We start from the raw sequence: 13,371 nt of genomic DNA, 5'->3' as shown, positions 1-13,371 counted from the left end.
CCACTTGCTCCACTTGGGGTTTCCCCAAGTGGAGCAAGTGGCGTCATTGGGGATTGGTGATTAAGTTTCTTCTCTATCCCCTATTCCCTATTCTCCACTCCACAATTAATAGACAGAAAAAGAATTGACAACCTGATCAATCATTCCTTTAACTCTCTGCCAGCGTTTTTCAGGAATTGAGGCATTAAAGGTAAAAAGCTTACCACGGCTAACAGCGACGCTGGCAATGTTGTGTCGTTCCTGTTGATTGGGAAGTTTAACCTCATACTCTAATAGGTAGTATATTTTACCGTCTACTTCTCGCTGTGCGGCATTAACTAATTCAGCCGAACGACCAGAGTCAGGAGGCGCAAGAGCAGCTTTTCCTAACTTATATCCTACTTCTGTTGGGGTTCCCAATTCTGACAAAGTTTTGCCTTCTGGAACTGGGCTAATCACAACCGAAACATTTTCAGATACCTCAATCAAATCGTGGAAAACCACATCTGGCCCGTTGGCAACTTTAACTTGCAGCCAGCCGTTAGGATATAAAAACTGATAGCCATCACTAGTGTCTACAAAGCTTTTGAGTCCAGCCGCAGCCGCTCCACCAGAATTACTCAGGCTGAAGCACAACACCAATAGCAAAATTAATACAATTCGTTTCCACATTTCTACAGATTCCTTTGGGCTGGAGACAACACCAAGCAAGCATCATTTCTCGTTTTTATTCTCCCATCAACCGGGACGCTTCGGATGACGCATTAGATGGGGAGGGATCGATCAATGCCCAAATGTCGGCAAATACTCCCTGGTGTCTCGCCTTACTGATGAAGCGGTGGGAAATGCGTCAGCGTAGCTCGTCGGAGACATCGCTTACCCGCCTCGGAATGAATTCCAAGGCTAATAGCTCAAGCTGACTGGAAAATTTTTAACCATTGCGGGAATACTAGACGCAATAAATTTCATCAAAAACAGCAGGTACATGGCTCTGTGGCGACTTTATTATCATCTTATTTGGGTGACAAAAGAGCGACAGCCACTTATTACACCTGAAGGCGAAACCCAACTTTATAGTTACATCATTGGCAAAGCCAATACACTTGGTAGCATTATCCATCCTGTGGGCGGAATAAGAAAACTATGCAATGCCAATGCATTCCCTTGGAATGTTAATGCGTTCCCCTGCATTAAAAACGCTACGCTTTTACGCAAAACTGTACTTAGTCAGCTTAAGCTGACTTGAGCTATGAGCCTCAGAATTCATTCTGAAGCGGACTTGTAGTCAAGCCAATATTCCGCAATTATCATAATGTCCAATCTCGCGCCTGAACCATCACCCGCCATAGGTTAGAAACCTACGGCTAATAGCGAAAGTCATCTCAAAGATGACTAAATCAATAATAACTACTAAAGAAAAGTTAATCGAGAATATAAAAAACCCCGACTTGATAGCCGAGGTAGATGGGAGAAGTCTAAATGTCGATGAGATATTGGGATACAGAAATCTTATTTTCTTAGCTAACACCAGTTAAGTAGTTAAGTTTGGGCTTTGCTAAGTTATGTAAATAAATTTAGCAAAAAGATTACAAATAGTCAATTGGACTTGACAAAAAAAGACTAATAGCTTTTATAAGAGCTACTTATTAGGTAAGTATAAGATTATTTTTGGAGGTGTGGTAAATGAAGTAGGGAATATAAAACGGCTTACTGGCTAAGATAGTGGGATGAAAATGAGAACCCATCCGCTTTCGGGAGTAGAAAAACTGAGCGATTAGCTGCATAAATCAAGGTAGTCGGAATTAAGCCAGAGATTTGAAAAGCTAGCTACTAGATCACCAAAGTCTTTACAATTCCCTTGTTGACTCAAAAAGTATTTCTCGACCTATGACGAATCAAGCTCCTATCCCGGTTATTGTCAACGGTGCTGCTGGTAAAATGGGCCGTGAGGTGATTAAGGCGGTGGCGCAAGCGCCTGACTTAAACCTAGTGGGTGCAATTGACCACAGTTTGGAACATCAAGATAAAGACGCTGGAGAGTTGGCGGGTTTAAGCGAACCTCTGGAAGTGCCAATTACCAATCAATTAGAACCGATGTTGGGGTATGTGGCTGGCGACAGACACTCTCCTCCAGGGGTGATTGTAGACTTTACCCATCCCGATTCAGTTTATGACAATATTCGTAGTGCGATCGCTTACGGTATTCGTCCTGTAGTCGGCACCACTGGGTTAAGTCCAGAACAAATCCAAGACTTGGCAGACTTTGCCGACAAAGCTAGCACTGGTTGTCTAATTATTCCTAACTTCTCCATTGGCATGGTGCTGTTGCAACAAGCCGCAGTTGCAGCCTCAAAATATTTTGACCATGTGGAAATTATCGAACTGCATCACAACCAAAAAGCTGATGCTCCAAGTGGTACTGCCATTCAAACAGCGCAGTTATTAGGAGAATTGGGTAAAACTTTTAACCCTGCTCTTGTAGAAGAAACGGAGAAATTACCAGGAGCTAGAGGCAGTATAGCAGATGAAGGGATTAGAATTCATAGCGTCCGCTTGCCAGGATTGATTGCCCATCAGGAAGTTATTTTTGGCGCAGCAGGACAGATTTATACTTTACGACATGATACGAGCGATCGCGCTTGCTATATGCCAGGAGTGCTACTAGCGATTCGCAAAGTCTTAGCGCTAAAGTCGTTAGTATATGGATTAGAAAAGATACTTTAAACTTTAAACTCACTATTGGGCATTCATCACTCAGCACTCATGTTAGTACCACTGACTCGCCAGAAATTTGAACAAGTTGTCCCTCTAATTGCCACTGGTTTGCAGTACAAGTACTACTGGGGGAAGTTCTCAAATTTTTTGCAAAGGCTGTTAATTTCTGTAGTTGCCGTAGTTGTTATTTTGCTTGTGACAGTCGTTTTTAAACTTGAGTTTGCTTCAATAGTATTTGTGCTGGGGATACTTAGCGCTTTTTTTTGGCTGTGGTATCCAGTGTTTCAAGCAAGTATGCGGAATTTGCAATGCCGCCGTTATAAGTATGGCGGCTTTTTCCGTGGTCGAGTGCTAGATTGGTGGATTACAGACCAGTTGATGGGTAAAACCGAAACAGTCAACAGCAAAGGCGAATTAGTGATTGTAGAAAACCGAGAAAAACAGATTAACTTAGAGGTGGGTGATGACACAGGATTTAGCATTGAGTTTGTAGCACCATTACGTCCTGCTCACAAAGTTATTACTCGTGGTCAAATTGCAGAAATGGTAGTGATGTCAAATCGCTCTGATTTGAGCAGTATTGAAGAATTCAGCGATATATACTTTCCCAGTCGTGACCTGTGGGTTAGCGATTATCCTTATTTGCGGCGGGATTTCTTCAACGAAATCGGTCGCCGCTTGAGTGAAGACCAACAACAAAAGCCGCGTCGGCGGCGTCGGAGAGTAGAGGATTAAAGAAGTGAAGCAGGCAGGAGGATGTAATCAGTATAGGCTTCTGTTTCAGACACATGCAAAGGACAGACCGACATTAATTATGACCCACCTATTACAGAGATTTTGGTAGTTTGCTCTCAACCGCAAGATTCGCCAATGGTCGCCCATGAGGTTCGGGCATTTGGATTCAGCATAAATCATTTCCTGCCCTGTGCCTTTTGCCTTCTTGCTAACGGGAGCATCCCACTTTGATGAGTTTCCCTTTCAAACGATAGGTCATTGACCCACAAACAAAACCTCCCGACTTAGGCTCTACATAAGTCCGCCTCGGCGGATTTTGTTTAGCTAGCCGCGATTTCCAATTGCTAGATATTTTTTCTAGAGTAGGATGCTTCCTTAAAAACTCGGAGTCTGCAACAATATCGTGAGATCCTTTAACACTCACCTTAGAACTATTGATGTAGATATTATAATCATAAATAACGTTTTTATTTTTATTGTGGCCGGTGATATTCTTGCCAGGAAAAGCATAGAGAATGTTCCTTAAAATTCTGACATCAGATGACACATTGCCAAATATTTGCCCATCTTTAATTTCTGGACTCTGATTATTTAAAACAGCTGTGTTATTGACGATATCAACATGATCACTTAAAAATGTATGAATACCTGAACCACCATTATTAAATGTCAAATTGTTTTGAATTAAAGTCCGTCCTACATATGCATCCAAATTTGGGTTCTGATCATTTCTGGAAGTATCGATAATAATGCCATTACCATCTGTGATCTTTCCCACCGCAATCCAAGGGATGTACATGCGATTGTTATATACCTTGTTGTTGGTCACGAACATCTTGTATCGTCGGTTGGTGTCAGAATTCCAATTGCTTGCCATCGAAATGCCACTGCAACCATAAACACCATACCAGGCATTATTGAACACAGTGTTATTATCCACCTTCACATAATCAGCCTGCAATGCTCCGATACCTGCTCCTCCACAGTCATGCACTTTGTTGTTTAGAATACGGATATGACGAACATGACCATTGGCTCGTCCGTCCATGTTTATGCAGTTTCCGCTTGTAAGTGGATTTGATCTGTTAGTCTTTTGACTTAATGCATAAGCAAGGGTTATATTGGCATTGTTTCCTATAACTTCCAGCCTGTTGATCTCGATATATGAAGCTCCACTTGAAATCAGGATACCGTTCCATGTATTGTGTTTAATTTTTGGGTAATGCCCAGGATAGGCTTTATACTTAATCCATGCTTTTGCGGTTCCAGAACGTTTAATACTTACTACACTCGGAGCTTTGGCTAAGTTTGTATATACTCCGTTCATAATCAATACTGTATCGCCAGGGTTAGTTATATCTGCTGCCTTTTGAATTGTCCTAAAGGCGGATGAAGTAGAGAGTCCACTATTTGTGTCGTCTCCCCTACCACTAACATAATATGTTTTCGGAGTCGCCTTAATGCTGATTAGTTTGTGGTTGGGTAGGATGATTTCCTTGTTAGTGGATACCTGACGGGCGTTTTCAACTAAAGATACTTTTATCCTTTCTTTCCCACCCAAAAGACTTAATACCACGGGAATTGCAAGAAATGCGATTAAACCAAAACGTTGAAATACCACAGGAAAAGGCTCCTTTATCGGCACTACTTAACAAAAATATCAGGTTATTTAGTAGTTTTAAATCCTATTTGGCATAAAGGGAACGATACGGCCGACTTTCCTAACTCCCCCGATTTCCATCTTGTCCATAGGCTTGCCAAGCCAAGTCTACCAATCCATCAACGATCGCAGCTGCTACAACTGCATTACCTTTACGACTATCAATTGTAATGTGAGGCACTAGAGAGTCTTGTAAGCGCTCCTTTGCTTCATTAACATTTACAAATCCCACTGGAGTCGCAATTATCAAAGCAGGTCTAATTTCCTCAGCTTCAATTAAATCCACTAGTGCTGTTAGTGCTGTTTGTGCTTGACCCACCACAAAAATGCCCTCTGGATAACGCTTTGCTAAGGTTTCTATTCCCCATGCTGCCCGAGTTTTTTCTTTTTGAGGGCGTGTCAGAGCTTCCATACTGCAATAGACCGGATTGGCAAAGGTGTTTTGAATCTCGTAGGCAATACCTACTTGTACCATCGGTACATCTACGACAATCGTGGTACGCGCGGCTAGTGCTGCTGCTCCAGCTTGCAAGGCACGCTCAGAGAAACGAATCAAAGACTTATACTCAAAGTCAGCTGTAGAGTATATTACCCGACGCACAATCTCATACTCTGCTGGTGAAAAAACATGATTTTCAATTTCACTATCAATGATTGCTAAACTTTGAGCATCAGTTACGTGCCATTCCATTTTTCTTGAGCTTCTCAAATATTAGCTTTCAGCTTATCAGCTTCAGAGAGTTAGGAGTTAGGAGTTATAAGTTAATTAAAAACTTATAACTCTAACTCAGCATTCATAACTCATTATTAGAAGAAGACCGACTGAAAATAGGAGATAAGTAGGCAACCAAGACGCCAATAAGAAACCCAGAGATATTGCGAACTAGAGGTAACCAGTCGCTTGTGCGTGTCACCACTGGTCCAATACCAAAGGCAATAAACAAGATTCCCCACAAAGGTGAGAAAATTAAAGCCCATTGCCAAGCGAAAACTTGTCCTTTCTCGCGGGGTTGAGCTGCAAATCCACAAATCACCCCACCAATGATTGAGCTAATCAAGGTGAGAATCCATTGCTCTCGTGGAAGTCCGGGGACAACATTGCAACCACCTTTGAGTAAACAGCCTTTAACCGATTCTAAGGCTTGCAGAATGGCTTGGTCTTCGCCTTGTTCGCGGACAAAGTACAAATTACCAAAGCGGGTTTGTAGTTCTATCCAGAAAGTCCGGGGTAAAAGTTCATAAACAGCATCGCCGACGCTAAAACTGAGGATGTTACCGCCACGAGAATCGGCAACTAGTAGAATGCTTTTGTCATCCAAACCCCAATATTTTATGACTGCCCGACCTGGGGTGCGGTCATACTGGGTCAATACTCGCAATTTCCAACCCGTATCGGTTTCAAACTGCTCTAAATCTTTGACAAGCTTTTCTTCTTGCAGCACAGGAAGAGATTTTGCTAAGTCTACAACTGGGGTAAAGGTGTTAGGGAGTAAGTCAGGATTGTCATAAGCCAGTGCTGGGGGAGAGTGCATGACCCAAATTGTCCCAGCCAGGAAAAATACTGCAATAGATACCAGAATTCGTCGCCAAAAACAAGATTGCATGGACGTTTTTATACAAATAAATATCAACGGTAGAAGTGAACAAGTTGTTTTAAAAGAGTACTGGAAAAGTGATACTTCTTTACACTTGTTTACTTTACTCTAATCTAAGGGATCAAAGCAAAGCGTTTTTGGGTATTAGGGATTGGGGAGTGGCATTCGGAAGAATTTTAAATAAAGTGCCTTTTGTCAATCAGTTAAAATACTCAAAATATTTTTAATAAAAATCATAGTCGTGGCAGGGGAGAAAGGTAGGAGGCAAGCGACGATCACTCTTTTTGATTATCATTATCGTCAAAGTTTTTAACAACTCAAAATTGACTAATACCAATTCTGTATGAAGATGCACAGCCTTTTTTTAGTCAATCTTCGTCATCGAAATTGGTTTCCCAGTTAGCAGGGTCGTTGTAACCGTCATTAGCGCGGTATACTTCTGTTTTTAGCCGGCGATTTTCTTGCCTGAGCACTTCTCGTTCTCGCAACGTGAGTGGTGGTTGTTCATTGCTTGGGATGCGATCGCTTATTCGCCTCGCGGGTTTTTGGCGTGTGAAGTTTCTCCAAGCAGCTTTCGCGCCAACAAAGATACTGCGTGTACCTACTTGCAGATTTTGAGCCTGAATTCTTGCACTATCAAGGCTTTGATCAACTTGTTTCATGACTTGACTGGCACTTTTTACACCTTCACCGACATCATCAGTTAAGTCAGTGATCTCCAAACCAGTGACGCGGATAGCTTCTAGAGTGGGTGGTAAATCCCGTGAAAGTGTATCAAATAGCTTTTCTGCACTGCGAGCAGCGCGTGCTAACTCCTGGAAAGCCGGTATTGCCACCACTAAAACCGCAGTCAAACTTGTGGCGACTAAGAGTAAGGAAAGTCCCAACCAAAACAGGGGGTCAATCACGGTTATGTTATTTATGAGCGTTCTAATTGCTGGGCAAGAGAATCTGAGTCTTCAACAGATGTTTGCCGCTTTAAGACTTGGCTTTCTTGCTGACTGGCATCTATACCTGCTGCGATCGCTTCCCGTAATCTATCTAAAGTCTCATCCCAGTTTCGCAGTGCGCTGGCAGAGAGACGATCTGCCTGGATTTGCACACTCGTTGATAAATCTTCTGCCAATTCTGGGATAGCATTGGCAGATTTCTTCAAAATTTTACGCGTTTCGCGCCCTGTGCGTGGAGCTACGAGCAAACCGGTCAAAGCACCGATGGTAGCTCCCAGCATCAAACCGCCAATAAATACTCCAGAACGGTTATTAGACATCTTGTTATTGCTCTCCTTACACCCATTTTAGGTGGGTTTTCTCCCCTTGCAAGACTTAAAGGATTTTATCCAGTTAATCTATCGTGACAAAATATCAGCCAAAAATGTTGCTTTAATATTGAAACTGTTAATTACTTATAATTCAAAACTCCTAGTGTCACCGTCTCACCGTATCCTCACCTCCTTGTGCCACCGCATCCCCGTGTCAGCCCTAATTATAAATGTTCATCCGAACTTGACATGACTCATTTTGCGACTGTTTTTTTCCCAGGTGTTAACTCTAGCCTCCGAAAATAACGCTCCCATATTTGCCGTCCTAGCAAAAGTAGACTGATAATTTGCCGCACTTGTTGAATTTGCATTTGTAGTGCTTGATTTTTCTGGCGTAAGTTGTAAATATTCTCCTGGCTAAGATAAATATTTTCGGGTGCTTTATTCAGTGCTGCATGGGTACAACTTTCATAGACGGTTAACCTATCTGCTATGTATGCTAACTGCTGCTTGAGTTGCCACACCCGCCAAGCCACATAGAGTAGTATCAGTGAAATCAGGGTGTTAACGAGGATAACTAAAATTACCATTGTTTATCTTCACCAATATTTGTAACAAGCATATGCCCACACCTCACAAAACCGCAGTTACAATTGCCTTAGATTCACGACTTGGTTTGCGAAATCAACTTGTATGATCAATAGGCCCCATCATCACTATGTTTCTCTCCTTAAGCGGATAATTCTAGTCAATTTGCGACTTTGGCGGCACATAAGCACAATGGTATAGCCGCTTCAGCAGATGGTGAGAGAACTGCACTACACTTCTTACCAAAGACACCCTAGCATCGCTTTGCTGATTGTGCTTTTATCCCTAGCAGTTTTGCAGCCTGTCGCGTGAAGCGAAGTTTTTGCCTGCAAAAACCTCATTTGTAGTTCACTTACCAAAAATTGCTGGGTCTTTTTTCCCCATTCTCTTCAAAGGTTCAGTTCGCCTTTGGTGTTAGCACAGCGATCGCTAAAAGCCCTAGCTCTGACTGTTCGCTAATTACCTAAGCTGAATTCAGAATTCAAAATTCTGACTTGTTTAATAATAATGATTATCTTTTTTTATACATCCAGTAGGAGTTTAGGATGTCAAAAAAACCACCATCAAATAATTCCTTACGAGCTATTCTTGTTGCTTTGACGATTGGATTTGTTGGGTGCGTAAATCAAACTGCAAGAACTACATTTACTCAAACTACCACGCAGGTAAATGAGAATCTTCCCCAAGTCGTAGCAACTACAAGTGTACTATGCGATTTAACCAGACAGGTTGCCGGAAATAGTGTTAACCTTACCTGCTTGATTTCTCCTACTGCCAACGCCCAATTTTATAAACCAAAACCGGAGGATCGTAAAGCCATTGAGCAAGCTAATCTTATTCTCTATAGTGGCTATAATTTAGAACCAAATCTGATCAAATTAATTAAAGCGACTAAAAATTCTGCACCGAAAATAGCCGTCGGTCAACTTGCGGTGCCTAAGCCACAAAAATTTCAGCGAGGCGATAAGAAAGTAAACGATCCTTATCTTTGGCACAATACTAAGAATGCGATCAGGATGGTAGAAGTAATTAATAGCAACCTGGGAAAATTAGAATCTAGTGATGCCGCGACTTATACCAGCAATACCAGAAAAATCACAAATGAACTCACTCAACTAGATAGGTGGATTAAGTCAAGAATTGCGAGTATTCCTACTAAAGAACGTAAGTTAGTTACAACCTCTGATGCACTGAATTATTACACCAAAGCATACGGTATTTCATTAGTAGGGGGATTACAAGGTATTAGTACTGACAAAAACCTAACAGCTGCAAGAGTGAAAAATTTGGTTACAAATATTAAACGGGCTAAAGTGTCAACAATTTTTGCTGAGACGGCAATTAACCCTAATTTACTTCAATCTGTAGCAAGAGTTGCTGAAGTGAAAATTTCTGACAGGAAGTTGTATGCTCAGGGACTTGGTGAACCAGGAAGTGAGGCAGACACTTATCAGAAAATGATGATTGCCAATACACGCACAATTGTAGAGGGATTAGAAGGGACGTATTTAATGTTTCAACCAAAAGCTGCTCAGTAGTTCTAACCTCAATTGAGTAATCTGATAAACCGAATTTTTTTAGATTACAGAAAATTCGGTTTATCAGCTTCTTTTTTTAAGATGAAAATGGGATTGCTATTTATCTTTTAATCTGAGATCAATAACAGTTGCATTGAAGTTGTAGTTAAAGCCTTCTAACTCAAATGGCATACCAATTTTAACTTTACTGTTACCCAGAACTGGCCCATTTTCAGTGAGTTGGGCTTTGCCATCTAAAGTCAAAATCAAATCTGTACTAAAATTATTGGTTTTTGGATCTGGCAATTCTTTAACAGTACCATCAGGTTGGGGAATATTGATTGTTCTAGGTAGCTGTTGAATGGATTTAATCTCAATCTCTCCGTGGGGTTGATTGCGAATAATCACATTAGTTTTTCCGCCTTTTTTTAATCCGTTATTGAATAATTGCTCAGGGTCACGGACATTCAAACCACGGACTACTAAATCTACTTCTATGGGTACTATTTTCTCACCAACTTGGGCAACACCCAAGCCAGACAAGATGCTAGATGAGATGACAAATATAACTAGCAGAGTTACCAGCGCAGCACCTAAATCTAGGAGGTTGATTTTGCCAAACAAACGACCTTTTGAATCTAAAATAGCCATAAAAATTTTTCCGAGGTAATAGCGAAGTAATTGATTGTAGCAAGAAGGTTTTCGGTAGTAACGGCAATTTTCCCCATTTGATAATAACTCAAAGTATCTAGGGGTTGCGGTTATGCGACAGTTTATCACGAGTTCGTAAGTTTGGAGTGGCGGCAGATGACTCTCAAACTTTTGCCTGTTAGGACTGACGCACGCAGAAATTAATATCTCGTGTTTAAGCCTATCTGTAGAGGGAATCGCTAACCCCCGCAATTCGGTGGCTTTGCCTATACATTAGCTGTATAACAACTCCTTTGGTCTTGAGTTAAGAATGCAACTTAGAATACTCTAAATCCGTCTGATAATTTGTCCCATCATTTTATGTTCTCCCAAAATAATCTTCAGAGTGTATTATGTTCAACTGGAAAAGTTTTGTTGCAAATTCCCGTGTATGGCGGCGTCGCTGGTTTTATCCTTTAATTTCAGTGGTAGTTGCTCTGAGTCTGTGCCTAAGTACACCCTTGCCTGGAAGAACTTTAGACTTCTTGCCTCTTCTACTCCAAGGAGTTCAGGCATTTCAGCTTTCTAATATATCTCCTAACCAAGAGGTTGATCTTGGTAAGCAGATTAATCAGGAATTAGTCGGTAGTCAAGTCCGGCTTTACCGCAATCCCGAAGTTAATCGTTACGTCGAACAAGTTGGTCGGCGTTTAGCAGTTAATAGCGATCGCCCCGATCTCCCCTATACCTTCCAAGTAGTTCAGGATGACAGTATTAATGCTTTTGCTACCTTGGGCGGCTATGTCTATGTCCACACGGGTTTGCTGAAAACCGCAGACAATGAAGCGCAATTGGCAAGTGTACTCGCCCATGAAATTGGTCACATTGGTGGGAAACACGTAGTCAAACAGATGCAGCAAAAAGCGCTCGAAGGTGGCCTATTAACAGCTGCTGGCTTAGACCGGAATACGGCGGTGCAAATTGGTGTCCAGTTAGCGCGAGACTTGCCACGCAGTCGTAAAAATGAATTTGAGGCCGATCAAAGAGGACTACGAACTTTGACACGAACTGGTTACGACCAGTCTGCAATGGTTTCCTTTATGCAAAAGCTGCTGAAAAAAGGTGGTTCTGCTCCAACATTTTTGAGTACGCACCCCGGAACTAGCGATCGCATTGATGCCCTCAGAAGTGCAATTAACTCTCAACCCAGTAATGGAAATTATGGCTTGAATAATGCTAGTTATAAAGCTAATATTCGACCATTAGTGCGGTCTTAAAGTCAAGAATCAAGGGTCATTTCTGCCCTATCTCCTTGATCTAGCCTATCTCGCTTATCTTCCCATCTCGAATGATGCTCAATACTTGTAGCGGCGATCGACTTTGATTTTGGCTGGATCAACTCTGATCACTACATCTTTTAAGGGCAGGGCGCGAAGATAGTCTTTAAAAATGTTAACTTGATAAACTAAGTTATTCGTGACATCCAGTCCAGTCAACCAGCCACTCCGGGGATGATAAGCGCCAGTATCTATGTCTAGCCATCCCTGTCCTTGTGCCAGTTTACCAGGAGAAACACCCGGCAGAGTAAAGGTAATGGTGTGACCGATGATAATTAGCTTATCGGGAAAGTAGGGTTTTTCAATACTATGAAATTCCTCTCGTATCCAGCACAGTTGATCGGCAGTTTGTTCTGTCACCAACTTGGAAGGGTCAACACCAGCATGAGTTAACCAAATATCCCCCAAGTCGAGATATGTAGGCAAAGTCTTCAACCAATCTAGATGGTCATCAGGAATTATAGCCTCGTGGTAACTGGCTACGGTAGCTTGCCCCCCACTATACAACCATGCTTGCATCGTCGGGGAGGAGGTTCTTTCATTGGTCAGAATGTTTAATAACATCTGCTCATGATTTCCCAACAAACATGGGTAGTTATGTCGTTTGACAAAATTCACTACTTGTGCGCTATGAGGACCGCGATCAATTAAGTCTCCCAAAAAATAGACTTGATCATCTGAGGCGGGGGCGATCGCCTCCAACAATGTCATCAAACCTTCATAGTGACCATGCACATCCCCAATTACAATTCGTCTGGGGCTAATTTCGCTCATTGTCTCTTAGCTTCAATAGTTTGGCTAATACTTCTGCTACAGTTTAAGCTGTTTGGTTTCCGTAATAGAAGGTAAAAATACTGAATAAGTTTTATTTTAATTTAATTATTGTCCTAAAAATAAAATATATTGATGATGAAGATAGGGTAAGATGCATACTTTTTACTGCTAAGAAAGAAAATCAGCAAATTTCACCCGCGTTAGCTTAAAATCTTAAAATGTAAGCTGTTGCTGTATTGCTAACTTTTTATCTCAACAATGTCTAAGGATTTCTCTGCTGATATTAGTTCGCGCATCTGCAAGCATATGAATGATGATCATGCTGATGCCATAGTTATTTATGCTAAGGCTTTTGGCGGTATAACAGATGCGATCGCAGCACAAATGCTGTCAATTGATGCACAAGGTATGAATTTAACAGCGCAAGTGAATGGGGAAGCTGTGCCAGTCCGCATTCAGTTTGATCATGTTTTAGCAGATGCGGAAGATGCCCATCAAACTCTAATTGCGATGGTGAAGCAGGCGCGGGTGAAGGCAAAGTAGAAATTGGGATAGGTAAGTAAAATATAGCGATCGCTTC

At 41.7% G+C, this 13,371-nt stretch carries 14 protein-coding genes and 1 pseudogene; 6 read left to right on the top strand and 9 right to left on the bottom strand.

The genetic code is table 11. From position 1 onward, the window contains the following. Nucleotides 1–105: 105 nt before the first annotated feature. Entirely contained in the window at nt 106–651 is a 546-nt protein-coding gene (gene psbP, locus V7K49_RS18230; RefSeq protein WP_335206730.1) for a photosystem II reaction center PsbP, read from the bottom strand. Between the two features lie 313 nt (nt 652–964). On the opposite strand from psbP, the pseudogene V7K49_RS18225 reads away from it, so the two are divergent. From V7K49_RS18225 to V7K49_RS18215, 3 genes and pseudogenes are all read left to right on the top strand, one after another. After that, nucleotides 965–1,114, top strand: a pseudogene (locus V7K49_RS18225) (transposase); the annotation flags it as partial. Between the two features lie 752 nt (nt 1,115–1,866). Then, nucleotides 1,867–2,703, top strand: coding sequence for a 4-hydroxy-tetrahydrodipicolinate reductase (gene dapB, locus V7K49_RS18220; RefSeq protein ID WP_335068636.1), 837 nt, complete (start codon nt 1,867–1,869; stop codon nt 2,701–2,703). A 39-nt stretch (nt 2,704–2,742) separates the two neighbouring features. Beyond that, complete coding sequence (locus V7K49_RS18215; RefSeq protein ID WP_335206728.1) at nt 2,743–3,429, top strand: phosphate ABC transporter permease; 687 nt, start codon at nt 2,743–2,745, stop codon at nt 3,427–3,429. Between the two features lie 208 nt (nt 3,430–3,637). On the opposite strand, the gene V7K49_RS18210 is transcribed toward V7K49_RS18215, so the two are convergent. The 6 genes from V7K49_RS18210 to V7K49_RS18185 form a co-directional block, all read right to left on the bottom strand. Continuing rightward, nucleotides 3,638–5,050: a right-handed parallel beta-helix repeat-containing protein gene (locus V7K49_RS18210; protein WP_335206726.1), complete on the bottom strand. Its 1,413-nt coding sequence runs from the start codon at nt 5,048–5,050 to the stop codon at nt 3,638–3,640. Between the two features lie 100 nt (nt 5,051–5,150). Next, nucleotides 5,151–5,780: a precorrin-8X methylmutase gene (locus V7K49_RS18205; RefSeq protein WP_273762167.1), complete on the bottom strand. Its 630-nt coding sequence runs from the start codon at nt 5,778–5,780 to the stop codon at nt 5,151–5,153. Between the two features lie 103 nt (nt 5,781–5,883). Beyond that, nucleotides 5,884–6,693: a TPM domain-containing protein gene (locus V7K49_RS18200; RefSeq protein ID WP_334874761.1), complete on the bottom strand. Its 810-nt coding sequence runs from the start codon at nt 6,691–6,693 to the stop codon at nt 5,884–5,886. Nucleotides 6,694–7,052: 359 nt separating this feature from the next. After that, nucleotides 7,053–7,592, bottom strand: a complete 540-nt coding sequence (locus V7K49_RS18195; RefSeq protein WP_335206725.1) for a DUF948 domain-containing protein — start codon at nt 7,590–7,592, stop codon at nt 7,053–7,055. 11 nt (nt 7,593–7,603) lie between these two features. Continuing rightward, nucleotides 7,604–7,954, bottom strand: coding sequence for a YtxH domain-containing protein (locus V7K49_RS18190; RefSeq protein ID WP_334874757.1), 351 nt, complete (start codon nt 7,952–7,954; stop codon nt 7,604–7,606). 245 nt (nt 7,955–8,199) lie between these two features. Continuing rightward, complete coding sequence (locus tag V7K49_RS18185) at nt 8,200–8,535, bottom strand: hypothetical protein (RefSeq protein WP_335206724.1); 336 nt, start codon at nt 8,533–8,535, stop codon at nt 8,200–8,202. A 543-nt stretch (nt 8,536–9,078) separates the two neighbouring features. Here V7K49_RS18185 and V7K49_RS18180 point away from each other — a divergent pair. After that, on the top strand, nt 9,079–10,071 hold the full coding sequence (locus tag V7K49_RS18180) for a metal ABC transporter solute-binding protein, Zn/Mn family (protein WP_335206723.1): 993 nt from the start codon (nt 9,079–9,081) through the stop codon (nt 10,069–10,071). Nucleotides 10,072–10,167: 96 nt separating this feature from the next. Here V7K49_RS18180 and V7K49_RS18175 read toward each other — a convergent pair whose 3' ends face one another. Next, nucleotides 10,168–10,701 carry a DUF4330 domain-containing protein gene (locus tag V7K49_RS18175; protein ID WP_334874751.1) on the bottom strand — a complete coding sequence of 178 codons (534 nt, stop codon included), beginning with the start codon at nt 10,699–10,701 and terminating at the stop codon, nt 10,168–10,170. 392 nt (nt 10,702–11,093) lie between these two features. Between V7K49_RS18175 and V7K49_RS18170 the strand changes: the two genes are divergently transcribed. Next, nucleotides 11,094–11,957 (top strand): M48 family metallopeptidase, encoded by an 864-nt coding sequence (locus tag V7K49_RS18170; protein WP_335206721.1) that lies wholly within the window; start codon nt 11,094–11,096, stop codon nt 11,955–11,957. 78 nt (nt 11,958–12,035) lie between these two features. Here V7K49_RS18170 and V7K49_RS18165 read toward each other — a convergent pair whose 3' ends face one another. After that, nucleotides 12,036–12,791, bottom strand: coding sequence for a metallophosphoesterase family protein (locus tag V7K49_RS18165; RefSeq protein ID WP_335206720.1), 756 nt, complete (start codon nt 12,789–12,791; stop codon nt 12,036–12,038). A gap of 258 nt (nt 12,792–13,049) precedes the next feature. Between V7K49_RS18165 and V7K49_RS18160 the strand changes: the two genes are divergently transcribed. Continuing rightward, complete coding sequence (locus V7K49_RS18160; protein ID WP_334874745.1) at nt 13,050–13,334, top strand: DUF2470 domain-containing protein; 285 nt, start codon at nt 13,050–13,052, stop codon at nt 13,332–13,334. The last annotated feature ends 37 nt before the right edge of the window (nt 13,335–13,371 follow it).

Source organism: Nostoc sp. (assembly GCF_036919675.1).
Classification (GTDB): Bacteria; Cyanobacteriota; Cyanobacteriia; order Cyanobacteriales; family Nostocaceae; genus Nostoc.
Note: the sequence above shows the minus strand (reverse complement) of the source record. Positions and strands in the feature narration are given on the sequence as shown.